At 54.7% G+C, this 26387-nt stretch carries 27 protein-coding genes and 1 pseudogene; 9 read left to right on the forward strand and 19 right to left on the reverse strand.

Translation table 11 applies throughout. The features are described from left to right. Positions 1-11 precede the first annotated feature (11 nt). The 3 genes from NYE69_RS00800 to NYE69_RS00810 form a co-directional block, all read right to left on the reverse strand. The gene (locus NYE69_RS00800) at positions 12-1058 is read right to left on the reverse strand and encodes a 2,3-butanediol dehydrogenase (protein WP_036618969.1); all 1047 of its coding nucleotides are present in this window, start codon (positions 1056-1058) and stop codon (positions 12-14) included. A gap of 428 nt (positions 1059-1486) precedes the next feature. Then, positions 1487-2164, reverse strand: a complete 678-nt coding sequence (locus NYE69_RS00805) for a class I SAM-dependent methyltransferase (RefSeq protein ID WP_340922823.1) — start codon at positions 2162-2164, stop codon at positions 1487-1489. A 168-nt stretch (positions 2165-2332) separates the two neighbouring features. Then, positions 2333-4054 (reverse strand): bifunctional metallophosphatase/5'-nucleotidase, encoded by a 1722-nt coding sequence (locus tag NYE69_RS00810; protein WP_326044739.1) that lies wholly within the window; start codon positions 4052-4054, stop codon positions 2333-2335. Between the two features lie 222 nt (positions 4055-4276). Between NYE69_RS00810 and NYE69_RS00815 the strand changes: the two genes are divergently transcribed. The 4 genes from NYE69_RS00815 to phnE (NYE69_RS00830) all read left to right on the forward strand — a co-directional run bounded on the left by NYE69_RS00815 (position 4277) and on the right by phnE (NYE69_RS00830) (position 7870). Next, positions 4277-5287 carry a phosphate/phosphite/phosphonate ABC transporter substrate-binding protein gene (locus NYE69_RS00815; protein ID WP_326044740.1) on the forward strand — a complete coding sequence of 337 codons (1011 nt, stop codon included), beginning with the start codon at positions 4277-4279 and terminating at the stop codon, positions 5285-5287. Positions 5288-5451: 164 nt separating this feature from the next. Further along, positions 5452-6252 carry a phosphonate ABC transporter ATP-binding protein gene (phnC, locus tag NYE69_RS00820; RefSeq protein WP_340922828.1) on the forward strand — a complete coding sequence of 267 codons (801 nt, stop codon included), beginning with the start codon at positions 5452-5454 and terminating at the stop codon, positions 6250-6252. Next, positions 6252-7067 carry a phosphonate ABC transporter, permease protein PhnE gene (gene phnE / locus NYE69_RS00825; protein ID WP_340922830.1) on the forward strand — a complete coding sequence of 272 codons (816 nt, stop codon included), beginning with the start codon at positions 6252-6254 and terminating at the stop codon, positions 7065-7067. The genes phnC and phnE (NYE69_RS00825) overlap by 1 nt, the downstream gene beginning before the upstream one ends. Continuing rightward, positions 7064-7870: a phosphonate ABC transporter, permease protein PhnE gene (gene phnE, locus NYE69_RS00830; RefSeq protein WP_340922833.1), complete on the forward strand. Its 807-nt coding sequence runs from the start codon at positions 7064-7066 to the stop codon at positions 7868-7870. Before phnE (NYE69_RS00825) ends, phnE (NYE69_RS00830) begins: the two co-directional genes overlap by 4 nt. A 91-nt stretch (positions 7871-7961) precedes the next feature. On the opposite strand, the gene NYE69_RS00835 is transcribed toward phnE (NYE69_RS00830), so the two are convergent. Continuing rightward, complete coding sequence (locus tag NYE69_RS00835; RefSeq protein ID WP_328273529.1) at positions 7962-8456, reverse strand: glutathione peroxidase; 495 nt, start codon at positions 8454-8456, stop codon at positions 7962-7964. A gap of 238 nt (positions 8457-8694) precedes the next feature. Between NYE69_RS00835 and NYE69_RS00840 the strand changes: the two genes are divergently transcribed. The 5 genes from NYE69_RS00840 to NYE69_RS00860 all read left to right on the forward strand — a co-directional run bounded on the left by NYE69_RS00840 (position 8695) and on the right by NYE69_RS00860 (position 13061). After that, positions 8695-9135 (forward strand): MarR family winged helix-turn-helix transcriptional regulator, encoded by a 441-nt coding sequence (locus tag NYE69_RS00840; RefSeq protein ID WP_036618948.1) that lies wholly within the window; start codon positions 8695-8697, stop codon positions 9133-9135. Positions 9136-9217: 82 nt separating this feature from the next. Then, positions 9218-9400, forward strand: coding sequence for a DUF2524 domain-containing protein (locus tag NYE69_RS00845; RefSeq protein WP_328273524.1), 183 nt, complete (start codon positions 9218-9220; stop codon positions 9398-9400). A 237-nt stretch (positions 9401-9637) separates the two neighbouring features. Continuing rightward, positions 9638-10468: an AraC family transcriptional regulator gene (locus NYE69_RS00850; protein ID WP_328273525.1), complete on the forward strand. Its 831-nt coding sequence runs from the start codon at positions 9638-9640 to the stop codon at positions 10466-10468. Between the two features lie 91 nt (positions 10469-10559). Next, positions 10560-11606 (forward strand): ABC transporter substrate-binding protein, encoded by a 1047-nt coding sequence (locus NYE69_RS00855; RefSeq protein ID WP_328273526.1) that lies wholly within the window; start codon positions 10560-10562, stop codon positions 11604-11606. Between the two features lie 249 nt (positions 11607-11855). Then, positions 11856-13061, forward strand: a complete 1206-nt coding sequence (locus NYE69_RS00860; protein ID WP_328273530.1) for an MFS transporter — start codon at positions 11856-11858, stop codon at positions 13059-13061. 982 nt (positions 13062-14043) lie between these two features. On the opposite strand, the gene NYE69_RS00865 is transcribed toward NYE69_RS00860, so the two are convergent. From NYE69_RS00865 to NYE69_RS33565, 15 genes and pseudogenes are all read right to left on the reverse strand, one after another. After that, the gene (locus NYE69_RS00865; protein WP_340922840.1) at positions 14044-15006 is read right to left on the reverse strand and encodes an N-acetylglucosamine kinase; all 963 of its coding nucleotides are present in this window, start codon (positions 15004-15006) and stop codon (positions 14044-14046) included. After that, positions 14993-15697, reverse strand: coding sequence for an N-acetylmannosamine-6-phosphate 2-epimerase (locus NYE69_RS00870; RefSeq protein ID WP_328270964.1), 705 nt, complete (start codon positions 15695-15697; stop codon positions 14993-14995). The genes NYE69_RS00865 and NYE69_RS00870 overlap by 14 nt, the downstream gene beginning before the upstream one ends. Positions 15698-16343: 646 nt before the next feature. After that, positions 16344-17375 (reverse strand): LacI family DNA-binding transcriptional regulator, encoded by a 1032-nt coding sequence (locus NYE69_RS00875; RefSeq protein ID WP_328270966.1) that lies wholly within the window; start codon positions 17373-17375, stop codon positions 16344-16346. Positions 17376-17538: 163 nt separating this feature from the next. Next, on the reverse strand, positions 17539-18372 hold the full coding sequence (locus NYE69_RS00880; protein WP_251596504.1) for a carbohydrate ABC transporter permease: 834 nt from the start codon (positions 18370-18372) through the stop codon (positions 17539-17541). Then, the gene (locus NYE69_RS00885; protein WP_251596502.1) at positions 18372-19214 is read right to left on the reverse strand and encodes a carbohydrate ABC transporter permease; all 843 of its coding nucleotides are present in this window, start codon (positions 19212-19214) and stop codon (positions 18372-18374) included. Before NYE69_RS00885 ends, NYE69_RS00880 begins: the two co-directional genes overlap by 1 nt. Positions 19215-19288: 74 nt before the next feature. Further along, complete coding sequence (locus NYE69_RS00890) at positions 19289-20668, reverse strand: ABC transporter substrate-binding protein (RefSeq protein ID WP_340922858.1); 1380 nt, start codon at positions 20666-20668, stop codon at positions 19289-19291. A 232-nt stretch (positions 20669-20900) separates the two neighbouring features. Then, positions 20901-21293 carry a DUF350 domain-containing protein gene (locus NYE69_RS00895; RefSeq protein ID WP_128630497.1) on the reverse strand — a complete coding sequence of 131 codons (393 nt, stop codon included), beginning with the start codon at positions 21291-21293 and terminating at the stop codon, positions 20901-20903. Next, positions 21290-21934 carry a signal peptide protein gene (locus tag NYE69_RS00900; RefSeq protein WP_340922865.1) on the reverse strand — a complete coding sequence of 215 codons (645 nt, stop codon included), beginning with the start codon at positions 21932-21934 and terminating at the stop codon, positions 21290-21292. Before NYE69_RS00900 ends, NYE69_RS00895 begins: the two co-directional genes overlap by 4 nt. Before the next feature lies 1 nt (position 21935). Next, positions 21936-23156, reverse strand: coding sequence for a glutathionylspermidine synthase family protein (locus NYE69_RS00905; RefSeq protein WP_340930230.1), 1221 nt, complete (start codon positions 23154-23156; stop codon positions 21936-21938). 92 nt (positions 23157-23248) lie between these two features. Continuing rightward, positions 23249-24025 carry a hypothetical protein gene (locus NYE69_RS00910; RefSeq protein ID WP_423804262.1) on the reverse strand — a complete coding sequence of 259 codons (777 nt, stop codon included), beginning with the start codon at positions 24023-24025 and terminating at the stop codon, positions 23249-23251. 28 nt (positions 24026-24053) lie between these two features. After that, entirely contained in the window at positions 24054-24269 is a 216-nt protein-coding gene (locus tag NYE69_RS00915; protein WP_278739682.1) for a hypothetical protein, read from the reverse strand. Positions 24270-24352: 83 nt separating this feature from the next. Then, the gene (locus NYE69_RS00920; protein ID WP_278739681.1) at positions 24353-24661 is read right to left on the reverse strand and encodes a stalk domain-containing protein; all 309 of its coding nucleotides are present in this window, start codon (positions 24659-24661) and stop codon (positions 24353-24355) included. A gap of 11 nt (positions 24662-24672) precedes the next feature. Next, entirely contained in the window at positions 24673-24927 is a 255-nt protein-coding gene (locus NYE69_RS00925; RefSeq protein WP_278739680.1) for a hypothetical protein, read from the reverse strand. Positions 24928-25063: 136 nt separating this feature from the next. Continuing rightward, positions 25064-25405 (reverse strand): RCC1 domain-containing protein, encoded by a 342-nt coding sequence (locus tag NYE69_RS00930; RefSeq protein WP_278739678.1) that lies wholly within the window; start codon positions 25403-25405, stop codon positions 25064-25066. Positions 25406-25877: 472 nt separating this feature from the next. Next, positions 25878-26015: pseudogene (locus tag NYE69_RS33565) on the reverse strand (DUF6809 family protein); the annotation flags it as partial. Positions 26016-26387: the final 372 nt, after the last annotated feature.

The following is a 26387-nucleotide window of genomic DNA, read 5'->3' on the forward strand; positions in this document are numbered from 1 at the left end:
GGAACGCCTTCTTACTCGGCCTTCACCAAGATTTTGACCTGATTCCGTTCTTTGAGGAGCCCTTCAAAGCCCTCTTCAACGGCTTGATCCAGCTTGATGCGCTTGGTTACAAGCTTGTCCGCCGGGAAGTAACCTTGAGCCATCAGGCTGATCACCGCCGGAAAAACGTCGCGGTAGCCGATAATGCCGGTCACGGTGCGCTCTTTCATAACGATGTTTTGCGGATGAATCGAAGCTTCCTTCTCGAAAATGCTGACGATCATCGTTTCTCCGCCGATTTTGGTGGAGTTGATCGCCTGGGTCAGCACCGGCGGAACCCCGGTCACCTCATAGGCTACGTCCACTCCGCCCTGTGTGCGCTTGTGAATTTCCTCGACGGCATCGTATTCCTTCGGATCGATGACGATCGCTCCCAGCTCCGCGGCTTTCTGTTTCCGCTCTTCCGACAGCTCAACCGCGTAGATTTCCGCAGCCCCCGAAGCCTTAAGCGCCTCGATCACGAGCAGGCCGATCGGCCCTGTGCCGAACACGGCGGCCTTGTCGCCGACTTTCAATTTGCTGGAGCGCACCGCGTGCAGCGCCACCGCGGACGGTTCGACCAGAGCGCCTTGCTCGAAGGAAACCGAATCTGGGATTTTATGCAGCATTCCTTCCGGCACGGACGTATATTCGGAGAAACCGCCGCCTCCGCCGGCCAGGCCGTAAAAGCCCATTTTATCGCAAAGATTGTATTTGCCTTGCTTGCAAGCCTCGCAGGTTCCGCAGGCATAGATCGGCTCCACGACGACGCGGTCGCCGACGGCCACCCGGGTCACTCCTTCGCCGACTTCCACCACCTGTCCGGAAAATTCATGCCCCATTACTACCGGCGCTTTGTCTCCGCTGAGCGGGTGGGTTTCAAGCGGGATGAAAATCGGGCCAGCCGTATATTCGTGCAAATCGCTGCCGCAAATGCCGCACCATTCCACCTTTATTTTCGCTTGACCCTTAGCCGGTTTCGGCTCCTCGATGTTTTCCAGTCTCAAATCCTTGACGCCATGCCATCTCAAAGCTTTCACTTGCACTCATCTCCTAGTCAAATTATGAAGCATATGAATCTTTCATTTACTTCCATTTACTAGGGTACTCCTAATTTTAGAATTTTTAAAGTTAGTTGATTAAAATTAATTAATTTATTTTTATTGGGCTCAAAACCGAGATCAGTGCTTGACAAAATAAATTATGATAGCGTTCGTGTCTTGGTATCCCTGCATGCTGCTTTGCACGATTATCCCTCTTGTTCAGGGGGTGGAGCGTAGGGGCTAATCACGGCCCTTTCATTTTTCCCGGTGTCTTGCCCCATTCCTCCCGTCAGGTCTGCTTCACTTCTCCATAAACCTCCTTCTTACAAACCTGTCTAACGATCTCGAACATGTCTGCTGCTCCCAAACCTATTTTTCTTTTCCTGAATTTATCTTCCTCTCTTATCTTCCTCTATGCTTCCGGATCAAACGGGATAATCGTGCAAAGCGTCCGGACAGCGGATGTTGATCTGCCGATAGACGTAAATTTTAGTCCGGTACATGTCCCGGCAGGTGATGATCTTTTCCGCTTGCCAGCCGGGAAGGGCGAAGCAAATGCTGACGACCCGCGCCCCCGCACGAAGCTGCCGGCGCAGCAGAGGATCAAGCCGCTTCATGGCCCCGGGATAAAGATAACAGATTACCGCATCGGCATGTTCATAACGGTAATCGTACAGATCGCTCCTGTGAAAAACGGTGTTCCTGCAGGCGCTCAAACGCCGAGCCAGCCGCGAAACCATCCATGGAATCAGAGAATTTTCGATGCCGGTGATCCGCCAGTCCGGGCGGCTTTTGGCGAGATGCAAGGCGAGCGTCCCCCAACCGGAACCCGCCTCCACGATAGAATAAGCGAAATCCGGCGAAGCCGGTTCGGCGCCCGCCGGCATCCGGCCATCCGTCGGCATCCGGCTGCCCTTTGGGTACCTGCCGCAGGCCGCCCCAGTCAGCCGGTTCAGTTCCGCGGCGACAGCCCTGCGCACCTCCGCCGAAGCGGGCATCGGCGATATCCCGTTGCGCCAGCTTTTATATACGATGGACAACATGGCCAAAAGTACAAAAAGCATAAGTAATGCGGACAGGATTGAACTCGCTGGCACGGTCATGAAATTTCCCCTCGACTTTATGTAACTTTCCGTTTTTTTATTGCGTCTTTCAATTATATACGTTTTTATGAGGTTGAAAAAAACACGACCACGGATATAACCGCGCTTAGCGCGGAGGATTTGTCCATTTTTTTGTTCCGTATAGCCCCAACCGTCTGCAATAGCCGCTCACTGGCTGGAGGCGACGACCTTCCAATTATGATCGCAGGCCGCCGTAATGGTGCCGCGCTCCCGGATATATTCCGCCACGAGTTCGGCCATGTCGGTCTGGATTTCTGTGACTACCGGTTTGCCCCGGTACATGTCGTAATCCCCTCCCCCGCCGGCGCGGTAGCTGTTCATCACCACATCGACCTCCGCGTCGTCCCGCAAGGGTTCGCCGCCGTAACTCAGCAGCGCCACGCGCCGGCCGGGGGGCCGGGACACGTCCAGCACGTATTCAATGCCCTCCCACATATCATAGTTGTAATGCTGCTCCTTAGGCTCCACATATGCCGGATTTACGGCAATTTCCCCGTCTTCCCCGACGGTGAAATAATTCGCCGTCTGCTCCAGCGCCTCCCGGATATCCTTCCCCTTAAGCCGCAGCACGGCCAGAGTGTTCGGATACATGAAGTTGGTCAGCACATCCCGCATCGTAATGCTCCCGCGAAAACCTTTCGAGGCATTGCTGAGCAAAGCCGCGTTCGACACCCCCACCCCGGCAGCCTCCATCTGTACCTTGTTTACGAATTCCATAAAAGGATGATCGGCCAGCCGGCAAGCCAGCGGGCTGCGGATTTCCATATCCCCGCTGACTTCCCCAATCGGCTGATCCAGCCAATTTTGAGTTTCCACTTCAAGTCCGCGGACCAAATCCAGCACCTTGCCGTCGGCTTCGGTCGTTTCATCCGGGATCAACAGCTCCGCCTTCTTCTCCCGAATCGCCCATGCTCCGTCCGTGCTTTTTTGGAGGCAAACGGAGATTTTCCCCAGCGCCTGGCCGTTCAAGCCCGGCTGAATCACCGTGACCCCGCCGGCCTCGGCCGCGATTAAACGGTGCTGGTGCCCGGTAATCAGCACATCGATCCCCGGAACTTCCATGCACATGGCGTATCCCTGGTTTTCCCCCGTCAGCCGCTCGGCCGGTTCCCCGGTGAGCAAATCCCGTTCGAAGCCGCCGTGATAAGCTACGACCATCAGATCCGGCCGCTCCTGCTCGCGGATGCGGGGCACCCAGGTTTTTACGGTCTCCAGCGCGTCCCGGAACTTCCAGTCTTCGATATGCCGCGGATTTTCCCAATGCGGGATATAATGTGTCGTCACGCCCAAGACGGCGATTTTGACGCCGGCCTCGGTCGTTTTGACGAGATAAGGCCGGCCAAAGGCCGGCACACCTTGCCCCGCGTCCACAATCCCCGCCGACAACCAGGAAAACCGCGAATCCTCCATGACCCGGCGCAACACCCGCTGCCCGTAATTGAATTCATGATTCCCCGGGACCGCCGCGTCATAACCCAACTCGTTCATGACAAGCACCGCCGGATGCGACTCTTCCTGACGCTGTTTTATATAGAAGGAACAAAGCGGCGATCCTTGAATGACATCCCCGTTATCCACCAGCAGCAGGTCTGGCGTCCGCTCCCGTTCCCGGCGGATCATTGCCGCCAGCTTGGCCAGGCCCAAGGGAAGCTCCTCATGCGTCCGGTAATCGGTCGGGTAAATATGCCCGTGCACATCGCTTGTGACGAGAATTTCGCAGACCGTTTCGCAAACCGTACCGTCACCCAAGCTTCCCTGTTGGCTATCCTCCGCATTGCTCCCCTCCACGTTGCCGGCCCGCGGCAGGTCCGCCCCGGTATCCGGCCTCGTTTCTGCATCTATCCGCCGCCACTCTATACGCTTGCTCATCTTGTGCGTCCATCCTTTTTCAAAATTCCCCATTTTTGCGCATGATCCGGCGCCAGCCGGCTTCTGCACATGATCTTATTTTAGCAAGCCTTTTTTAGGGCCATGTTAAAAATTTCTGCAAAAATTTACAAAACTCGGCCGATCCCCTGACCGCCCGTTAATAAACCTCTTATATATTAAACAAGTGAATTCAAAAAATAGAATGTGTGGAGGTCATACGTTTTGAAAAAGCTTGCTAAGTTCATGTTGCCTTTATTGTTTACGGTTGCCCTCGTCAGCGGCTGCGGAAGCAACGCCCCGGCGAACACCAGCGGCAACGCCTCGGCGGACGGCAGCCAGCCGGCCAACTCCGCAACTGCCGGCGGAAACGCCCAGACGGACAAAGCCGCGGAACCCGCCGACACCGGTTACGTTCCCGAAACGCTGACCGTACAGTTCGTGCCTTCGCAAAACGCCGACACGCTGGAAGCCAAGGCCAAGCCGCTCGAAAAACTGCTGTCCGACCGCCTCGGCATTCCGGTAAAAGTCAGCGTGTCGACCGACTACAACACGATCATTGAAGCGATGGCTTCCAAGCAGGTTGACGTTGGCTTCCTTCCTCCGACCGCTTACGTGCTGGCGAAGGAAAAAGGCGCGGCGGAAGTCATTTTGCAGGCGCAACGTTACGGAGTTGACGACGCCACCGGCGCTCCTACGAATGAGCTAGTCGATTTCTACAAATCGATGTTTATCGTCAAGAAAGACTCGCCGATCCAATCGGTGGAAGATCTCAAAGGCAAAAAGATCGCCTATCAGAACGTAACCTCTTCCGCGGGATATGTATGGCCGGCCGCTGTTCTTCAGGAGAAAGGAATCGATCCGCTGTCGGATGTCCAACCGATCACGGTGAAAGGTCACGACCAAGCCGTTATCGCCGTGCTGAACGGCGACGTCGACGCCGCCGCCATCTTCCAGGATGCGCGCAACACCGTGAAAAAAGACTATCCGAACGTATTTGAAGATACTCGCGTCATCGCTTATACGGAGCCGATCCCGAACGACACGATTTCCGTCCGTTCCGATATGAGCGCCGAATGGGTGCAAAAACTGAAGGACGCCTTCATCGAAATCGGCAAAGACAGTGAAGGCCATAAAATCATCGCCGACATTTACACCCATGAAGGCTACGTCGAATCCAACGACAGCGTGTTCGACATCGTCCGCGAATACAACGAGAAAGTAAAAACCGAGTAGTTCAAGACGCCGCGGTTGCCCAAATCCCGAACAATCAAGTCTTGAACATTTAAATCTCAAACAATCAAGTCTTCAAGCCAAAGTGCAAGCCAGTCGGTGCCCCCTCCGGGCCCGTGCTGGCTATGCGTTTTTTAAGATATTTCATTTAAAGGATGGTTATTCACGTGATAGAACTTCGCAATATATCCAAAATTTATCCGAACGGCACCAGAGGGCTGGATCAAATCAACCTCAGCATCGAAAAAGGCGAATTCGTGGCCGTGGTCGGGCTGTCCGGGGCCGGTAAATCGACGCTTCTCCGCTCCATCAACCGGCTGCACGACATTTCCGAAGGCGACATCCTCATCGGCGGCAAGTCGATCACGAATGCCGCGGGCAAAGAGCTGCGGACGATCCGCCGCGATATCGGCATGATTTTTCAAAGCTTCAACCTCGTCAAACGCTCCACTGTGCTGCGCAACGTCCTGGCCGGGCGGGTCGGCTATCACTCCACCTTGCGCACGCTGCTTGGGTTGTTTCCGAAAGAGGATATCGAACTGGCCTTTGGGGCGCTGGATCGGGTGAACATCGTGGAAAAAGCGTACGCCCGGGCCGACGAGCTGTCCGGCGGGCAGCAGCAGCGGGTGGCGATCGCCCGCGTGCTCGCGCAGGAAGCGAAAATCGTGCTGGCCGACGAACCGGTGGCCTCGCTCGACCCGCTGACGACCAAGCAGGTGATGGACGACCTCAAGCGCATCAATCTCGAGCTGGGCATCACCACGATCGTCAACCTGCATTTTATCGACTTGGCGCGCCAATACGCGACCCGCATCATCGGCTTAAGAGCGGGCCGGGTTGTCTTCGACGGCCCGGTCTCGGAAGCAACCGACGAGCGGTTTGCCGAGATCTACGGCCGGCCGATCGAAAAGGAAGAGCTGCTCGCCAGCCGGCTGCCGGCCGAAGCGGTGTTGGGGGCGCGGGCCTGATGAATACGAACGCAAACCAGCAACCCCAAGCCGCCGCGCTTGCCCGGCGCCCGAAGGCCCCAAGCAAGCTGAAGCATTATTTGACGGCCGTGATCATTATTTTGCTGCTATGGGGCAGCGCGGCAAAAACCGAAGCAACGTTCGGCGAACTCATCAAAGGGGCGCCCAACATGCTCGACCTGCTGCGGGAAATGTTCCCGCCGAAGTGGAGCTACTTCGACAACATCGTACCGGCGATGCTGGAGACGATCCGCATGGCGCTGATCGGCACTACCTTCGGCGCTATTCTCGCCGTCCCGGTAGCGCTGCTGTGCGCCGGCAATTTGACCCCGAGCGCCTGGATCCGCCAGCCCGTCCGCTTCGTGCTGAACCTGGTGCGGACGATTCCCGACCTGCTGCTGGCCGCCATCTTCGTGGCTATCTTCGGCCTCGGGCCGCTGGCCGGCATTCTGGCGCTGACCGTTTTCTCGTTTGGCTTGATCGCCAAGCTGGTGTACGAAGCGCTGGAGACGATCGACCGCGGGCCGCTGGAGGCGATGACGGCCGTGGGGGCCGCGCCGGCGCAGCGCATTATTTTTGGCGTCGTTCCGCAGATCCAGGCGCATTTCATCTCCTACGTGCTGTATGCCTTTGAAATCAACGTCCGCGCGGCGGCGGTGCTCGGCCTGGTGGGCGCCGGGGGCATCGGGCATTATTACGAGGTGACGCTAGGGTTTCTGGAATACGACAAAACGTGCATGATCATCCTGTTTACGCTGGCGGTCGTGCTGATCATCGACTATTTAAGTGCGAAAGTGCGGGAGAAATTGTTATGACAACGAATACATGGCGCGAAAAAATACCCAAACCGAAAAAAAACCGCTACCGCTGGCTCATCTACGTTCTGCTTGTTCTCGTTTACATTTGGGCTTTTGCCGGCATTCCTTTTGACGGCATTAAGGAAACCGCCGGCCAGATTACGAAGTCGATTTTTGCCGGCCTGTTCTCGCCGGATTGGGGTTACGTCTATTTGCCGGACGGCGAAGACCTGCTGCGGGGACTGCTCGACACACTGGCGATCTCCATTTTGGGCACGGTGATTTCCACCATCGTTTGCCTTCCGTTCGCCTTTTGGGCGGCGGCCAACATGAGCCGTACGCGCTGGATTTCCGGTCCGGGCAAAATAGTGCTGAGCTTCGTCCGGACGTTTCCGGAAATCGTCATGGCGCTGTTGTTCATCAAAGCGGTGGGGCCCGGTTCCTTCGCCGGTGTGCTGGCCCTGGGGCTGCACTCGGTCGGGATGCTCGGCAAGCTGTTCGCCGACGAAATTGAAAACATGGATCAAGGACCGGCCGAAGCCCTAACCGCTGCGGGCGCCACAAGGCTGCAGATCCTTTGGTTCGCCGTGCTGCCCCAGGTGCTGCCGGGATTTCTGTCGTATACGCTGTACCGGTTCGAGATTAACCTCCGCTCCGCCACCATTCTGGGGATGATCGGCGCCGGGGGCATCGGCACTCCGCTTATTTTCGCCCTCAGCTCGCGGGATTGGGATCGCGTAGGCATCATTATGCTCGGCATTATCGTGATGATCACGATCATCGACCTCATCTCCGGCGCGCTGCGCAAAAAACTGGTGTAGCGGCCCGGGGCAACTTGGAAATATCCAATGGATTGCCTAGATCAACGCAATAAAACCTCCACCCGGGAAGTGGAGGTTTTATTGTTCCTGCTTACGCCCGTACTTCAGCGCCAAGCAGCTCGCGGATATGGCTTTCGATTTTTTCCGGTTCCTCCGCCGGGGCAAACCGCTTTACGACCTTGCCGCTGCGGTCGACCAGAAACTTCGTGAAATTCCATTTGATCGCTTTGGAACCGAGCACACCGGGCGCTTCGTTCGCCAGCAGGCGGAACAAAGGATGGGCATTTTTGCCGTTGACGTCGATTTTGGCGAAGAGCGGGAACGAAACTCCGAAATTCAGCTCGCAGGATTGGGCAACCTCCTCGTCGGTGGCCAGCTCTTGATTGGCAAATTGCCCGCAAGGAAAGCCAAGCACGGCCAAACCCTGATCCTTGTAAGTGTCGTGCAGCTTTTGCAGACCTTTGAATTGCGGAGCAAAACCGCATTTTGTGGCCGTATTGACGATGAGCAGCACCTGCCCGCGATAAGGCTCCAGCGTCTGCACCTCGCCTTTGATCGTTTTAACCTCTATTCCGTATAGGGACATCATGATCTCCTCCATTTTTACAAATGTTATATAATTAAATTGTATACAATCTAATTGGCGATGTCAAATTACTCTCTTGCCCGTATTACCCTGTAACCCCCGCCGTTCTCGCGTTCCCCCTGCTTCGGCCTTTTGCCGCTCGGGCTTTCGTGCTTCCCGGACTTTTGACTTGCGCGCCCGCGGGTGCTATAATTACGCGAATAAAATTGCATACAATTCAATGGCAGGTGATACTCTCATGCAGCCGCATGAATGGATGAAATTGGACAATCAGCTCTGTTTTGCTTTTTATACATGCTCCCGGGAGATCATGAAGCTGTACCGCCCGCTGCTGGCCGAATTCGGACTCACTTACACGCAGTATATTACATTGCTTTCTTTATGGGAACAGGACAACGTTACCGTCAAAGACCTGGGAGCAAAGCTGTTTCTCGACTCGGGAACGCTGACGCCGCTGCTCAAAAAGCTGGAGAATATGGAGCTGATCACAAGAACGCGGGATAAAGCGGATGAACGCAACGTCATTATCGCGTTGACCGAACGGGGGCGGGCTTTGCAAGAGCAAGCCGCGCAGGTGCCGCTTAAGCTTTACGAAGGCACCAAGGTGACGAAAGAGGAGATCATGGAGATGCACAACCATATTAACGACTTTCTGCGCAAAATCGGATCGGCTGAATAAGTTCAGCCAAATCCTCCATAATAGGGAAGTAACCATAGGAGGGCCGCCTGAAGTCCCCCGGAGAAATGGAGGAGGTTCGCTGATGCTGGAAAATCTCGAAAGCAATTACGATTGCGCCCACGCGGGAGAAGATCTTCATACGTTAAAACAGGAGCTCGCCAAGCTGCGCGGCTCGGGCGCGGGCGATCCACATACGCAAGAGCAAATCAACCGCATTGAAAATCAAATCTCGTTCATTATGAACAAATGCGATATCAACCACTAGTCACACTCCAAACAAGCACCCGTTCATCCGCTGAAATACCGGCGGCGAACGGGTGTTTTCTAGGCTATTAACTCCCCGTCCCCGATTGATGTTTTCTCCTCCGGGTTTAAGGGAATTCCAAACGAAGCGTTTATATTATGGATAAATTTGCAGGTTCATTCCTTTCTTTAGCCCCGTTCCTCCGGTAAAATAGAGCTGCAGCCACCCCTATTTTTCAGGAAGCAGGTGACGCCGGTCGTGGATCTGAACGAACTAGCGAAGCAATTTGCCGCAGGAGAGCTCTCCCTGCAAGGGATTTATTTCACCCAATTGCAGCCCGGCATTTACAAGGGACATACCAAATCCCGCCCGACGCCGCATGCCGGCCTGGTTTTCGCCCTGCGCGGACAGGCCGTCTTTACCTTTGACGATACGCCTTACGAGCTGCAGCCCGGCCTGATCGTCCATGGCCCCAAGGGCGCGGCGCTGCAGGTCGAGGCCGGACCCGGCGGGTTCGACTACGCCCTTATTCACTACACGCTGGATTCGCCGGCGGGCAGCCCCGATGCTTATACGCGGACCCATTATTCGCTGGACACCGGCGAACAGCCCCGGATCATGGAATTGCTGCGGCTGCTGCAAACGTCCATGACGACGCCCGGCCCTCTGCAGGCCGTCAGGTCCAAAGAGCTGTTTTACGGGACGGTTTATGAAATGCTAAGCTGCGCGCGCAGCCGTTTGAACGCCGGAAGCCGAAGCATGATCGAGCATGCCCTGGGCTACATCCATGAGCATTATATGGAGCCGCTCAATCTGAAAACCTTGGCCGGCTTATACGAAATGGACGTCAAAAAATTCGCTTACGCATTCCGCAAATACGCTGGTATTTTTCCCATCGATTATCTTATCCAGCACCGCATGAGCCGGGCCCGCCAGCTGCTCGTCGCCACGCGCTGCAGCGTAAGCGAGATCGCCGAGAGCGTCGGTTACGGGGACGCCCATTATTTCAGCAGGTTATTCCGGAAACATACCGGCTGCTCCCCGAGCGAATTCCGTTCCCAAAGCGGAAATAATCCACCTGTCTTTTGACAATTGTCTATTTCAAACCCCGGGATCGTTCATTATAATGTGATCTGAAAATGAAAATCATTATCAGTAGAACGAAGTGGGGGAAAAACCGATGCTTGCATCCTTTAAACGCTGGGGCGTCCTGCCCATCATCGCCATCCTGTTCATCGTCGCCACGGCGGCCTGCGGAACGCCATCCGCTGCCACCCCGCCGAACGGAAACGACGCAGCAGCCGCGCAAAACTCCAGCCCAGGCGAAGCCAATACGGGGGCCGGTCAGCCGGGGGCTAACGGGGGCGGGAACGGGACCGATTCCACCGCAGACGCAGGAGGAACCAAGTTCCCGATTACGATTCACCATGACAAGGGCGAAACCGTGCTGGAGGAAAAACCGAAAAAGGTCGCCATCACCTATTTCCCATATGCGGACCATCTTTTTGCTATCGGAGAGCAGGATGCGGTGGCCGGCGTGGTTGGCCTGAAGTCGCTGCAAAATTTCCCGGTATACGACAGCTTCACGAAGCAGGGGAAAATCGCCGACCTGGGCGACACGGCCAATATGGAGAGCATTTTGGCGCTGGACCCCGACGTGATCATCGCTTGGGAGGACGATCTGAAAATTTACGACCAACTGGCTCAAATCGCCCCCACGATTCTGATCCATCAATCCGAAAACTGGCAGGACACGATTACGAAAGTAGCCGCGGTTTTGGGCGAAGAGGAAAAAGCGGAGCAATATATCGCCGGCTATGACGCCAAGCTGGACACGCTGGCCGCGAATATGGACAAGTCCGGGGTAAAAGGGAAAACCGCGATTTTCATGATGACCTGGGGCAAAGGGTTCAATTACTACGGCGGCGTGCGGATGGAGCCGTATTACGAACGCCTGGGCTTTGCCAAATTCCCGGATATGCAGGATTGGAGCGAAATCAGCCTGGAAGGCGTGGCCGCCATCGATCCGGATTATATTTTTCTCGGCGAGGATTTTACCGGTTCGGCGGAGCTGTCTTTCGGTGAGCTGGGCAAAAACCCAGTATGGAATCAGCTGAAAGCCGTCAAAAACGGCAACCTTTACGTTATCGACACGGAAATCGTCGGGCCGCTGGCCATGGGCCAATCCAAAGGGCTTGACGTCATGGAGCAAATTTTGCAAAACTAAGCGGCACCGGGACTCCCCTTCTCTTCCGGAATTTTATATGGAAGGGGAGTTTTGCTATATGGCTGCCCGCCCGAAAGTGTGTTACGATTCTTCTGTTCGCTTATGAACTCATTCATAACACTACTTGTCGGATCGACATTGGGAGGGCGTCACTTGAAAGCGCAGTCTGATACCACGGCGCAAGGCGCGGAAACAACCCGTACGGAAGCTGGCCGCGCCAAACCACGTTTCGCGAAGCGGAATTATTATTTGCAGCTGGCGACGGTGTTTGTCGGTTTTTTTATTTTTGGTTTCTCCGAAAATATTAAAGGGCCCGCGATTCCGCGCATCCAAACCGACTTCGGCATCGACGAAATGCAGGTCGGAACGCTGCTGTCCCTCAACTCGCTCGGCTATTTGCTGGCCTGCTCGTTTACCGCCTATCTGGCGCGCAAATGGGGAGCGAAAGCAGTCACCCTGCTGGCCTTCGGATCGATGGCCGCCTCCGGCGTGCTTATCTTCGCTTCACGCACCTACCCGGCCTTGAGCGGGTCCTACTTCTTCATGTACGTCGGCAACGGCATGCTGGAAATCGCGCTTGCCGTGCTGGCGGCGCGTATTTTCGTCGGCAATACCGGGACGATGATGAACCTCGCCCATTTCTTCTACGGGCTTAGTTCGATTGTGGCGCCAATGATCGCCTCCGGGCTGATGAGCGTAACGATCGGCGGCCACATGCTCGATTGGCGCGGCATGTATCTGATCATGTTGTCGCTGTCGGTCATTCCGATGATTCCGGCGTTTATGAGCCGGTTTCCGGGGGAGGAAGAGCACGGCGGCGAACGCGTGCCCGTGTCGCAGCTGATGCGGGACCCCGCCATTTGGCTGATCGTACTCGTTTTATCGTTTGGCGTCGTTTCCGAAATGGCTGTCGGCGGCTGGCTGGTCAACTTCCTGGAAAAAGCCTACCACTGGAACACCTCCAGCGCCTCAGGCATGCTGTCGGCGTTTTTCGTATGCTTTACGTTCGCGCGCCTGCTGCTTGGACCGGTCACGGATAAAATCGGCTTCACGCTGTCGCTGATTCTTTTCTCCGGCTTTTCCGGACTGTGCACCCTGGCCGCCATCTGGGCCGGCGAGCCCGGAGCGTTCCTGTTCGCCGCCGCCGGGATCGGGATCGCCCCGATCTACCCGACCGTGATGGCCTTGATCGCCAAGAAATACCGCTCCGGCAGCGACTCCGCCATCACCTTTATCGTGACGCTGATGGGGGTGGGCAGCGTGATCGGCAATTATTTGATCGGCGCCATCACCGACGGCATTAAGAAGCTGTTCGCGAACGCCAGCGACCCGGAGCTCGGCTTGCTGCGCGGCCTTCAGGCCGGATACGGCTTTATCGGCGTGTGCGCGCTGCTGTGTACCTTGGCCAGCGCCGTATTGTTCGCATATTTGCGGAAGCGGAACGAATTGATGTGATATTCCGCCGAGCATAAACTGCGCTGAGTAATTATTGCGCCAAACAACGCGCTGGGGGAAATATTACGCCACGCGTGCACCAGGCATGCACCAGGCATAACACCAGGCATAGGGCTGGCATGCACCAGGCAATAACACCAGGCATAGGGCTGGCATGCATCAGGCAATAACACCAGGCATAGGGCTGGCATGCATCAGGCAATAACACCAGGCATAGGGCTGGCATGCATCAGGCAATAACACCAGGCATAGGGCTGGCATGCATCAGGCATGCGCCAAGCAACCTGTGGGAATCCGGTGGGCCTTGAGAGCCACCCCAGCGAAAAATAAGAGCAGTAATTGTCGTTATTCCGGCGATATCCATCCATTTGAGAGAAATAGAGACAATTTGTGTCGTTATTTTCACCCATCGCAAGGAAATCCCGCGCTCTGGACTGTTCATGGGAAAATAAGTACATAAAATGCCGCTAATGGGGATAAACACGCCTGGCTCCGAATTATAAGTACATAAAGTGCCGCTATTTTGAAGTCCCAGCCAACGGTTGGCTGTGTCCGCGCCATTCCAGCGGCCGGATTCCAATATCACACACTATCAACGACTATCTCAAACTATCTCACGGTATCACACACTAGCTCACACTCTCTCACTTCCCTTTACCTAATCTCACCTATCTCACGCTACCTTACGCACGTAAAAAAGGCCCGACCGGGCCCTGATCATTTCCCTCCTTTAAACCACTTCGACTACTTCGTATCTATGCCTGCCAAGCCTTCAACTCCCTCCAAAATCAATTCAACTACTTCATGCCACGCCTTCCAAACCTTTAACTCCACCCAAACCTACTTCAACCACTCCTGTCCGCACCTTCAACATCCTCTGGACCTACTTCAAACGCTTCACGTTCGCGCCTTCAACTCCTCCATACCTCCTTCAACTACTTCATGTCCGTGCCTTTCCGGCCCCGTGCTTCCTATTCGGCCTTCAGCTCGATTCCGGGCCTTGTTGTCTTTCCGCTCCTTCCAGAGCCAGCAAAAAGATACCTTCCGCCGGGCGGACGGAGCTGACCTCCGTGCAGCCCGCCAGCCCGGCTTCGCCCAAGGCGGCTTCCAACTCGTGCATCAGCCGGGAAGCTTTAAACACGCCGCCGGACAAGTACACGGGCACGTCGCCCAACTGCCTGCGCGCCGCAACGGCCAGCTCGCACAGATGCCCCGCCGCCGCCTGCATGATGCGCAAAGCGGCCGGGTCCTGCGCCTCGGCGAGTTCATTGACCAGCGGCACCAGCAGGGCCAGGTCCTGGTCCGTAATCTCGCCGGAATAGCAGCGGGCCAGCAGCATGCTCTCCTCTTCGCCCTTCAGTGCGCGCAGAACCGGGCGGGTCAGCCCAGTCGGCGGCTCCAGCCCGGCTTGCGCTCGCAGCGCCGTTTTCAGCGCTGCGAGCCCGATCCAGTAGCCGCTGCCCTCATCGCCCAGCTGATGGCCCCAGCCGCCCAGCCGCAGTTCCCGCCCGGCTGCGTTTTTCCCGTAAGCGACCGTGCCGCCGCCGGAGATGATGACGAGCCCCGGGCCGCCCCGGGTGGCGGCGTACCAGTTCCCCCAATAATCGGGGACCACTTTTAAACTCGCCAGCTCAAAGCGGCGGCCGCTCATCGCCTTCCCAATCGCTTTCGGAATCGCCGCCACATCCCCGTGGTAGCCGCTCAGGCTGAAACAGATGCTGACCGGCGGCCCAACGTCTGCGTCCGCGCCCGTGCCTACGCCCGTGGCCCGCTCATTCAGCCGCTCGCAAACCTCGGCGGCGATTTTGGAGTAGCTGCGCAGCCCGCCCGGCTTCGCGTAATGGATGACCGGCGGCAGCATCCACTCTTCCAGCAGCCGGCCCGATTCGTCCAGCAATTCGACCGCCGTTTTCGTTTGTCCCCCGTCAACGCTAACGATGAGCATGCCGATCACTTCCCGCCCGATAGGGTTGCAGCTTGCCGGCAAACTGCCGCGTGATCGCGATCGGGTCGGTGATCGCCGTGCCGACCACGACGAAATACGCTCCCGCTTCGATGGCGGCAAGCGCCTGCCCCGGCGAACCGACATGCCCCTCGCATACCGCCCGCACCCCCGCCTCCGTCAGCTGCTTGACCAGCGCGATGTCCGGTAGGGCACGGCCTACGCTTGCGTCCGTATACCCGGACAGTGTCGTACCGACGAAATCGGCGCCCAGCCGCCAGGCCCGTTCGCCTTCCGCGAAAGTCGACACGTCGGCCATTACCGGCGCATGCAGCTCCTCCTTAACGCGGCGGATCAGTGTCCCTAGCGCCTCGGTATCCGGCTGGTTCTGCACGCTCGCTTCCAACGCGACAATGTCCGCCCCCGCTTCCACGATCGCCCGCGCATGCTCGAAGGTCGGCGTGATAAAAAAGCGGTGATCATATTGATGAACTTTATAAATCCCGATAACCGGCAAGCCGACCTGCTTTTTGATTTCCGCGATATGCTCCGGACCGTCTGCCCGGATTCCGGCCGCGCCCCCCAGCTCCGCGCTTTTGGCCATCGCGGCGATCATCGGCGCACGATTGAGCGGGTGGTCGAAATGCGCCTGGCAAGAGACGATAAGCCCGTGTTTCATGCTGTCGATCAACATAAACATTTCCTTCAATATTCAATATGAATTTTTGCTGCTGGCCTGGGCCGTCAAGCGACGAAGCGGCCGCCTAGCCGATGTCCCTCGCCTTGAACACAGCTTGATATATAAATATGCTTAGTGTTTTGGATACATAGCTGGGACCGCCGTTCGTCAGCACATAAGAAAAACGTTTATCGACGTACTTTCAAGGAAGCCAGACCGCGTATAGCGGGAGTTTTTCTTCCGAGTTTACCGTTTTTCATGGGAAGAAGGACGTCCTAATGGGATCAACTGCAAAAGTGCATTCTATTTTCCGTAAATTACCACTCCTGAGCGATTGAAATGCAAAAGTGTATCTCTTTCGGGGCTATCGGATAAAAAAGCAGCTTTTGGCCGGAAATGAACTGCACTTTTACCTTTGAACCATCGGTTTTGAGGAGTTTCGACAAAAACCGCCTGTACTTTTGCCTTTCGTGGGATTTCCCCCCTCTACCTAGCGGCTACAAGCCCTGCATTCCAGCGCTGTTAACCCCATGCTCGACCAGCTTTTAAGTTGTTTTCGTTCTGCGACAGTTGAGTTAAAAATTTTATAATCTAAAACAAAAAAAGATGACCCTGAATAATACAGAAGTCATCTTTAACAGTATATATACCCGCCGCTTCGTTATGATGGAGGGATGGTGGATTCGCGGATCAGCAGCTCCGCCGGGAAAATTTTGTGGGCGTGCGTTATTTTTTTGTTGATCAGATCAAACAGGATTTTGATTGTTTCTTCGGCGATTTCCTCCACGGGCTGCTGGATCGTCGTGATCGACGGATTATAATAATAGGCAATGTCCAGGCCGTCATAACCGGCGACGGAATAGTCCTGCGGCACCGATTTTCCGCTCTCAAAAATCGCCCGGCAGGCGCCGACGGCCAGGCTGTCGGAAATGGCAAACAGCGCCGTGAAGTCTTCGCCCGACTCCAGCAGTTCCTTGGTGACGACGTAGCCGTTTTCCATCGAATAGCTCTGGATATGCTCCTTCATCGTGCGCACCAGGTTTTCGTTCAGCTCCAGGCCGTGGTCCTCCAGCGCTTTTTTGTAGCCTTCGTACCGCAGCCTGCCGATGCTGGCGTCCGACATCGGAGCGGAAATAATCGCGATCTTCCGGTGGCCGAGCTTGCACAGGTAATCCACCATCTTGTAGCTTTCCTTAAAGTCGTCGACGGAGACCGAAGAATACTCCTGCGGATCGTACTCCGACGTCATGCCGATCGTACTGAGCACATAAGGCACGGTCAACTGCTCCAGCTTTTCTTTGGCATGCGCGAAATAACCGCCGAGGAACACGATGCCCTTCAGCCGCTTTTCTTTTTCCAATTCGATCGCCACTTCGATTTCATCCTGATTTTCGTCGACCCGCTGCAGGATGAACGAATATTTTTTGCGCTGAATTTCTTTTTCAAAGACTTGTATCATCCGGTTAAAAAAGGGGTTGGTGATCCCCTTGATCAAAACGGCTATCGTTTTTGAGGCGGAACGCTTCAGATTTCGGGCGCTGTTGTTCGGGACGTAGTGGTTCTCCTTGATCACTTTCATAATCATCGCTTTCGTCTCTTCGCTGATGTCAGGATGATTGTTGATTGCCCGGGAAACCGTCGTTACGCCAACCCCGCATATTCTGGCAATATCGATAATTGTCATTGAAGCCATATCCGATCTTCCCTTACATCGTAATTTCCGCTATTCTCTACAAAATATAGCAACATACTTGGTAGAAAACAAGGGAGGACAGAGGTAGCGCAAGGCCGGTTCAGATTCCCCAATCCCAAAAGCCTATTACGCCCGTTACCCCCTTGCCCTTGCCCCGTGCGGTTTACCCCTTCACGGCGCCGGCAACGACGCCTTCGATAATGTATTTTTGACAAAGCAGGTAAAATACGACGATCGGCAAAATCGCCAGCACCAGCATCGCCATCATCGCCCCCATATCGATCGAGCCGTAACCGCCCTTCAAATATTGGATCGCGATCGGAATCGTCCGGTATTCGGTCCCGATGACCAGCATCGGCAGCAGATAGTCGTTCCAGATCCACATCACGTTGAGAATCGAGACGGTGATCGCGATTGGCTTCAAAATCGGCAGAACGATATGGAAAAAGGATTGCACCGGATTGCAGCCGTCGATCAGGTCGGCCTCTTCGATTTCCAATGGGATCGATTTGACGAAGCCGCTGAACAGGAACACCGACAAGCCGGCGCCGAAGCCGAGGTAGATAACGATAATTCCGGCGGGGTTATCCAAATGCAGGATATTGGCCGTTTTGGTCATGGTGAACATCACCATTTGAAAAGGAACGATCATCGAAAACACAAAAATATAATACATCAATTTCGTAAATCTCGTTTTCACCCGGGTGATATACCAGGCGGTCATCGCCGTCAGCAGCACGATCACGGCCACCGAGCACACGGTGATGAACAACGACATGCCAAACGCGTTGAAAAATCCTGTTTTGGCCACACCCTCCGTATAGTTCTTCAGGTTGACGAACGTTTGGCCGTTCGGAAACTGAAACGGAATATCGCTAATAAAAAACTTGCCCTTAAAGGAGTTCATCAGCACGATCAGAATCGGAGATAGAAACAGCACGGCGAGAACGAGCAGCACGGTAAATTGCAGCACGTCTCTTCCTTTTGTTTTTGCCATCAGTTTTCAACCTCCTTGCTTCTCGTAGCCAGCAATTGCACCAGGGCGATCAATGCGACAAGCACGAAAAATACGACCGCTTTCGCCTGGCCGACCCCTTCCCAGCCGACGCTGCCATAGAAAGTGTTGTAAATATCGAGCGCCAGCATCGAGGTTTGCTTGGAAGGTGCCCCTGCGGTCAAAGCAAGGTTCTGGTCAAACAGCTTAAACGAATTCGACAGCGTCAGGAACAAGCAGATGGTGATGGATGGCATCACCAGCGGGATAGTGACGCTTTTCAATATGCCGAAACGGGTACATCCGTCGATTTTGGCCGCTTCAATCACTTCTTTGGACACGTTTTGAATGCCGGCGATATAAATGATCATCATGTACCCGATTAATTGCCAATTCATCAGAATCACAAGCCCCCAGAACCCGTACGTTGCGCTGGAGGTCAAGGTAACTTCAAACTTGTACAAAATCCCGTTCAAAATGAGCTGCCAGATGTAGCCCAAGACGATGCCGCCGATCAGGTTCGGCATAAAAAAAACGGTGCGGAACAGATTGGTGCCCTTCTTCCCTCGGGTGAGCAGCAGCGCCAGGAGAAATGCGAACACGTTCACGCTAATGACAGCCACGAGAGTAAACCGGACTGTAAACCAAAGCGCATTCAGAAAATCCTGATTGGAAAAAGCTTTGACATAATTGCTAAGGCCGACCCATTTGGCGTCGGTCACGGTCGTAAACTCCGTGAACGACAAATAAATGCCAAGCAGAAACGGAATGATAAACATAACGGTAAAAGCCAGTATGGTCGGTAATGCAAAAAGGGCGAAATATTTTTGTATCGATTTTTGCATGGGCCTCTCTCCTTACCCGGATTAAAGCGGCAGCGCACCCAGCCGGAAGCGCCGCCGCCTTGCAATGCTTATTACTATTTAGCTCTTTCGGCTTTCCAGGAGTCCTTCACGGTCGTGACGACGTCATCCCACGTTTTGTTGCCCTGCGCGTATTGCAGCAGCGCATCGCCGAATACGTTTTTGAACGCTTCGCTCGGGAAGGCCGCAAACGCCCACGGCACTGAGGTAATGCCGTCTTTGTTCATCCAGTCGGACACTTCCTTCGCCAGCGGATCCGCCGGTTTTTCGTTGTCCTTGAACGTATTGAACGGCGCGATGAACCCCAGCTCATTCGTAACGTACGCCTTGCCTTTATCGCTGGAGAACAGCCATTCCAAGAACGCGATCGAAGCCTGCTGCTTCTCGGGCGACACTTTGCTGTTTACCGCCAAATAGTTTTCCGTACCGACGGCCAGACCCTGGCTTTCTTCCCCGGACATCCCGGTGTAGATCGGCAGGAACTTGATGTCTTCCGCCTTCACGACGTTGCCGTCAACTTCGTTGATCTGCGCCCAGGCCCAGTTGCCGTTTTGCACCATGGCGGATTGGCCCAAAGCGAACTCGGCCATGGAATCGGTGACCGATTTGCTTCCAAGCATCGTCGGTTTCGTCACCGAGTTGTTGATGTACAGATCGAACAGGTTCTTGAAGTTTGAATTGTATTTGAATTCCACTTCCGTTTTGGACATCCCCGCCAAAATCGGGTTGTCGAAAGCCGTATCCTCTTTAAACTCATAGAAGAATGGGTAGTTGGCCAGGTGAGTCTGCCATCTCCACTGCTCGCCGGAAGCGAGGGAGGTCGAGGAAAATACGCCTTTGATGCCGAGCTTGTCCGCCTTCGCCGTCATATCTTCTACAACCGCTTTCAACGTATCGAAGCTGTTCACTTCCTCCATTGACGATATCGAAACGGCTTTGTCCGGCAATGCAAAGTACTTCTGCATAATGGCATTGTTGTAAATAATGCCGTAGCCTTCCACGACATAAGGAATCCCGTAAACGCCCCCATCGTTCGTGACGGCCAGACTTTGGTCGGACAGATAGCTGTACAGCTTCGTATCCTTCAAATCCAGGGTGTAGTCCTTCCAGTTTTGATAGCCGACGGGGCCGTTGATTTGGAAAATCGTCGGCGCTTCCGACTTGGCGATCTCCGATTTCAGTGTCGTTTCGTAAGTGCCGGCGGCGGCCGTCACCACTTTCACCTTCACGCCGGTTTCCGCCTCGTAATCTTTGGCGATTTTCTCGTAAATCGCGGCGATCTCCGGCTTAAAGTTGAGGAAATAGATTTCTTCCGCTTTCCCCGAATTTCCGTCTCCGCCGTTGCCCGCTTGGCCGCTTCCGCCCCCGCAGCCTGCCGCCAATCCGGCGAACAAAGTCAAAGCCAGCACAAGACTCCACAGTTTTCCGACCTTCATGTTCGTTCCCCCTTGAGAGAATTGTATAAATTTCAGCGGATTGAATACGCTTCCGAACAATTATGAATGCGCTCTCGGTAACGATTCCGAAAACCGTTCCGGCATCCTTATCGGTAACGTTTTCAGTCACAACGCAATAGTAGCACACTTGTCTTGAGGTCGGCAATACATATTTTTCTAAAAAAACAAAAAACGCCTGACGGCGTTTTGTCTGAAATGAAGCCAACTCCTATTAAATAATCAGGCTGCTCACGGCAAAAGCCATACCGATGAACACCAGGCAAAGCAGCGTTCCGACGGCGACGTTGCCCTTCTTGAGCTGATCGGAGACTTTGAACCCGGGCGTCACCAATTCAAAAATCCAATACGAAGCGATCAGGCACACGTATCCCACAGCAAACCATAACATCATGTGCCAAATCGAGGTGTTCGTATAGGCCGCTATCCCGAGAATAATCGCCGTACCCATGAATTTCCCGCCGAGCGCCAAAGCCACGGCCACATTTCCTTTTTTCAGCTCTTCCATGTCGCGATAGGGCGTCATCCAATTAAAAATGATCATCCCCAACAACTGGAGTAAAATCATGACGATCACGCTCACGACAAGATTAATAACTACCGTCAATTCGCCCACCCCCGAAATTTCGCGTACGCCAAATCATAATCGGCAAAATCATGCACTTCCTCCAGCACGACCGATGCGGTCTTGGCCTGCTTCAAAGCCGTATACCGCGCGTCGTCGATCGGCTGCTTAATGCGGTTGCCGGTCGGCAGCTCCAACACGGCAAAATTCCGGGTCTGTCCCTTGTATTCCGTTTTGTACACGCCGACCAAGTTAACGTCCGTCGTCACGGACACCTTGAGTTCGGCCAGGTCTTTTTCGGCCGTGACCTGATCGGGGTAAGACTTCAGCGTCGTCCAGGAGGACAAACGCACCTCGTTTTTCTGGTTCTCGTCGGTCGTCAGCTCGGCATCCATAAACTGGAGCACCCAAACCTTGTCGCCCGTCGCATAGTTATTGTCGTTCGGCAGCAGATCGTTATCGGGTAATATCGTCATATCGCTCCCGACCAAATCGCCCACCGTTCCTTCGACGAGCCGGTAATCCCACGGCACGCGCGACGTCGTTAAACTCGTTTCCGCCCCTCCGGTATCCGTGGATAACACGCTATTTTGCCCGCCGCAGGCGCTTAGCGCCAGCACGGCCAAAACGGCGATGGCCGCCACCAGGAAACGCCGGACCCAGGCTTTATTTTGCAGCTGCATTTTATTTCACTCCCAACGCAATAAAATGACTGGCGTTGCCGGTAATCGGCCCGCCGGCCCGGCCAAGCAAACCGCAGGGCGTTCCGTTCAGGACGAACAGGCCGGTCAGCAAATGGAGTTCGCCTTCCGCCGTTTCGATGCGCGCCAGCTCCGCTCTTTTTTGATACACCGAGGGGAACAGCACGCTGCTGTCGAAGCCTTCCCGATCCTCCAGCTCGAGCCGCCCTTCCGCGTCAAACATGCGCACGGAACCGCCCTCGCGCCCAAACATCGATTTGGACACGAAGCTGCCCGAAAAGACCGGTTTATTGTAAGTCGGCAGGACATAGCGGGCGATTGCCTCGCGCTCCTCCGCGTCGAACAGCAGGCCCAGCTCATACAGCCCCCAAGCCGCGGCGAGCAGGCCTTTGGACTGCAGCAAAATGCTGTGCGGCGAATTAAACAGGGTCAACCGTCCGGTTTCGATCGCGTAGCTCAACGCTTCGCCCCCATCGTCCACCGCCATCCACTCTTTGGGATACAGGGCGAACATCCGTTCAATCACGCGGCCGTCTTTGTTTTTCAGAACGCCTTCATCCACCCAAAGCTCCAGGCAATCCTCGTAAAAAAGCTCCAGCCCGCTGTGTCTGCCCAACGCTTCGATCGTCCCCGAGTCCTCAAGATGGCGGCCGTACCATACACAAGCTGCGGTGTCCGGGCGTTCGAGCGCCCAAGCTTCCTTAACCAGCTCTTTCATCCGTATGTTGGGCGAAGCGTACCCGGCCTGCTCCAGCACCCACGGCGTGGCGATCGAGGCTTCCACGTATCCCGTGGGCGTATCGGCGTTCAGCTCCAGCAGCTTGATGGTGCCGTCGTTCGCCACGGCGAAATCAAACCGCGCGTAACGGCTGATGAGCCCCGGCTCCGGCAGCGGCAGATCATCGAGCATGTTCCACAGGATCGGCGGAATTCCGATCAGCTCATACAAATCGCGGCGGCGATGCACGTAACGGACGGTTTTGTCCAAAATGCGCCAGATGGCGCCCGCCGCTTGCTCCAGTTCTTCGTAAACAGCCTTGGGCATCAGGACGATCTGATCGATCCAGTACTGCTCCTCTTCGATATCCGCCCATGTAAATCCGAGCTCATGCAGCTGCTCCACCCGTTCGCTCCGGTCCGGATGGGGCTGGCCGATCACTTCGAACACGCCGCCGTTCGTTCCATCGTACGTTCCGTCATTCATTCCTTCGTTCATTCCTTCGTTCATTCCTTCGTTCATTCCTTCGTTCGTTCCGCCATTCATTCCGCCAGTCGCCCCGTTGGGTATCCCGCCGCTCATCCGCCAAAAAACCCTTTGCCGCCGCCGGACTTCGAGCCGGAAATCGAGCTTTTGCTCGACGAGGAACCGGAGGACGTGCCGGAAGACGAGCCGAGTCCGCTCGATTTGCCGCCAATCCCTCCGGCCGGCGACGAGGTGGAGCGTCTGACGATCGACCCGGTGGATGAGGTCGAGGTTTTCGGACGCACGACGGAGCCGGCCACCTGCTTGTTTTGGAACGTTCCGCTGGAATACGTGCGCGGAGCATACGGCGTATTGGTGCCCGCGTAATAACCGCGATGGTTGTCATACCAGCGGCTGGACGAATAAAACGAACCGTTGTTGAACAGCAGATGATACAGCAGCATATCATCCCAGCCGAACCCCGAGCCGTAATGGTTAATGACGGTCGTGCCGCCGGAGGAGCCGGAAGTTCCGCCCGTCCCCGCACCGCCGCCGGCTTCAGCGCCACCCTGCTGCTCTTCGTCGGCCGGAAGCGGAATGCTCCAGTCTACGTTTTTGTCAAAATACTGCTTCACTTCATCCGTCGACCATTCGACCAGCTTCGGTCCGTCCCCCGACGAATCGCTGCTGGTGGCCGAAACCCCGGGAGCGGGAATCAAAAAGGCGTTAGCCAGCAGAGCGATCCCCAGCGATGTGGACAATATGCGCAGCGGTTTGCCGTCCGGTGTGAAAAATCTAGAGCCGGCCGGCTCTTCCGGTGGCGACGATGGCGATATGATCTCCGTCGGTTGCATTTGCTTTTTCGTTACTGCTTCCTCTTCTTTCGCCAAATCCGAACCCTCCTTACGAAAGCATCCTTTAATCGTGCGCAATCGGAATGAGCAGAAGCTCCAATTTCCCCTCGTCGACGTTCAGACGGCCTTCCACCGCCTCATATTCGCGGTTGCCGACAACAAGATAATTCACATGCTCAAGCGCTGCGACCATGTTGACGCTCCAGGTGCGCTCTTCCAGTTCCCGCAGCTCCCCGTCCGGCAGTTTCTCGTATAATTTCACGCTCATGCCTTGGTCCAATCGACTCACCCTTTCTATTTAAAACAACACTATCTATTGATACGTAAAGGATCTTCCCCAGTTTCATGAAAGATCAGGAAAAATCATGGATAATGGATGATTAAAAATTTTAGATTCCACACCGATTTCAGAACGATCTTCGTTTCGCCCTTCTCCGCAATGACCGATCTGGTCGAAACATCCCATTTCGGGGTAACGCACGCCTGTTCGAAAACGCCGCGCAGCGGCACATCGGCCCGGCCGTTAATGAGCAAAGAGGGCATGGCCAGCTCCGTTTCAGTGCTGTTCAGGATGACCGTGATCGATTTTTTCACCAGCTGAGGGGTAGTGATTTCGGTGTCCCTGAGCCCCAGCCCCGTCTGGCCCCACTCGTTGGATCCCCAAGCTATCACATGGCCGTCCGTCAGAAGCACATAATGATTCCGAACGTCTCCCGTAATGGAGACGCACCGGAAATCCCTTTCACTTGCGTTGCTTTAATTTTCCCGTCGCCGTCCCTTGTCCATGTCCATACTGTTCCGTCCGCTTTTACCGCTGCATCTCTCGTAACCGACACAACGTCCGCCAATCCGGGAATTCGCGAAGGAGCTAACGTGTTGTCCGCTTCATCGATCCAGAAATAATTCTTCCAGGTCCATACGCCGCCATCGGTATCCAAAGCGACACCGTCTTCAAATCAACCGCCGCAGCTTTAAACTTCCCGCTTCCCTGGAGTTTGGCCGGTTTGCGAATCTCCTCTGTCTCGGCATTCCGCTTCAGCCCCCATACCCATATTTGGCCATCGCTATCAATCGCTAGGGCAACGTAAGTCCCGGCCTCACAGCCACCGCCTGTGGAATTTCCTCAACCTTAATCGGCTTTAAGGCGCTGGTCCGCAAACCGTTTCCAAGTTGGCCTTGCTCGTTGTTCCCCCATGCCCATACCGCGCCGTCCTTATCAAGGGCAAGGCTAAAGCCGTCTCCGGCGGAAACGGAAACGATATCTTTTAAAGCGGCGGCTTGCACCGGCTCCACGGCAACCTCCTGCGATTTTGCGCCGGTGCCAAGCTGGCCGTGCTCATTGCCCCCTACCGCCGATACCGTGCCGTCGTTATGCAGAAAGAGCGTATGCCGATAGCCGCTGGAAACCTGCTTCACCTGATCGATATGTACCTTAACCGGCGTATAGGCCGGCAGCTTCGAACCGTTCCCCAGTGAAGTGTAACCGCCGCCGCAAGCGGCAAACCTATAATTAGACTCGTTATATTAAACACTCGCTCACGGGGAAAAGTTGCATGCGAGATATTTGGCAAACCAACCGACAGAGGCAGAAATCATAGAGGCGGTTGATCAAGCTTTTTGTAACCCCTGCTTGTGGTATAACGTGCTTAGAAAATACGCAAAACGAAAAATACCGCGATGCTGGATTGCGGTAGACAAGGACCGATGGGCAACCACGGCGAGATTTTCAATCAAATGGACAGAAAAACCACCAGATGGCGCCAATCTAATCCCGGTGGTTTTTCTTGTCTTGCGCCTGCTTACATGTACTGGCCGTGTATCAAATTAAAAAACCGGAGCACCAATTATGCTCCGGGTCATCTTTTTTAGTTCAATTTTATCCTTAATTTTAACGACGGACAAGTTCATCTCTTTCGGCCATAACTTCAATCAGAACCGTCGCTCCCAGCTTGAAGCCATGTATAAATGTTGCGGTTGTGTTCATATCATTCGCCTGAGATCGCATTTCTATCAGTTCTTCCAGTTCCTTAAATTCCTCTTAAGTGGCGTTGTTCTTTTGCGAGATGCGCCGCTTCCTTTTCATTTTCCTCTGGACAAAAGCAGTTTCAACCCTTGTCTTATCGCTTCAGTTCGAGAAATGTTGTGTTCAGCACAATAAGCAATCAGTGCTTCGTTCATTTCCTCATCAAAGCGAACTTTTATGCTGACACTTTTAGGGTTGTCTACTTTTGGCCGTCCTGTTCGTGGACTCAGTCTTATCACCTCACTTTCTGCACTCCACAAATTCGTATTAATATTTTGCACTCCATAAAGTCAAGATCGTAGTAAGGAAAATATTTCATTCCTATATTAAAGCTGATGCGGAAGGAACCAACAAATAAGAAAAACGCCTCCCCGA

Origin of the sequence: Paenibacillus sp. FSL R5-0527 (assembly GCF_038008055.1) — a bacterium.
GTDB lineage: Bacteria > Bacillota > Bacilli > Paenibacillales > Paenibacillaceae > Fontibacillus > Fontibacillus macerans.

What these genes read in the sequence shown, in the direction of transcription:
- NYE69_RS00845 (WP_328273524.1), top strand. Translation starts at nt 9,218, where the DNA reads ATGCTGGAAAATCTCGAAAGCAATTACGATTGCGCCCACGCGGGAGAA.
- NYE69_RS00855 (WP_328273526.1), top strand. Translation starts at nt 10,560, where the DNA reads ATGCTTGCATCCTTTAAACGCTGGGGCGTCCTGCCCATCATCGCCATC.
- NYE69_RS00900 (WP_340922865.1), bottom strand. Translation starts at nt 21,934, where the DNA reads ATGCAGCTGCAAAATAAAGCCTGGGTCCGGCGTTTCCTGGTGGCGGCC.
- NYE69_RS00805 (WP_340922823.1), bottom strand. Translation starts at nt 2,164, where the DNA reads ATGACCGTGCCAGCGAGTTCAATCCTGTCCGCATTACTTATGCTTTTT.
- NYE69_RS00870 (WP_328270964.1), bottom strand. Translation starts at nt 15,697, where the DNA reads ATGTTGATCGACAGCATGAAACACGGGCTTATCGTCTCTTGCCAGGCG.
- NYE69_RS00835 (WP_328273529.1), bottom strand. Translation starts at nt 8,456, where the DNA reads ATGTCCCTATACGGAATAGAGGTTAAAACGATCAAAGGCGAGGTGCAG.
- NYE69_RS00810 (WP_326044739.1), bottom strand. Translation starts at nt 4,054, where the DNA reads ATGAGCAAGCGTATAGAGTGGCGGCGGATAGATGCAGAAACGAGGCCG.
- phnE (WP_340922833.1), top strand. Translation starts at nt 7,064, where the DNA reads ATGACAACGAATACATGGCGCGAAAAAATACCCAAACCGAAAAAAAAC.
- phnE (WP_340922830.1), top strand. Translation starts at nt 6,252, where the DNA reads ATGAATACGAACGCAAACCAGCAACCCCAAGCCGCCGCGCTTGCCCGG.
- NYE69_RS00880 (WP_251596504.1), bottom strand. Translation starts at nt 18,372, where the DNA reads ATGGCAAAAACAAAAGGAAGAGACGTGCTGCAATTTACCGTGCTGCTC.
- NYE69_RS00890 (WP_340922858.1), bottom strand. Translation starts at nt 20,668, where the DNA reads ATGAAGGTCGGAAAACTGTGGAGTCTTGTGCTGGCTTTGACTTTGTTC.
- NYE69_RS00840 (WP_036618948.1), top strand. Translation starts at nt 8,695, where the DNA reads ATGCAGCCGCATGAATGGATGAAATTGGACAATCAGCTCTGTTTTGCT.
- NYE69_RS00865 (WP_340922840.1), bottom strand. Translation starts at nt 15,006, where the DNA reads ATGCTCATCGTTAGCGTTGACGGGGGACAAACGAAAACGGCGGTCGAA.
- NYE69_RS00875 (WP_328270966.1), bottom strand. Translation starts at nt 17,375, where the DNA reads ATGGCTTCAATGACAATTATCGATATTGCCAGAATATGCGGGGTTGGC.
- NYE69_RS00905 (WP_340930230.1), bottom strand. Translation starts at nt 23,156, where the DNA reads ATGAATGACGGAACGTACGATGGAACGAACGGCGGCGTGTTCGAAGTG.
- NYE69_RS00885 (WP_251596502.1), bottom strand. Translation starts at nt 19,214, where the DNA reads ATGCAAAAATCGATACAAAAATATTTCGCCCTTTTTGCATTACCGACC.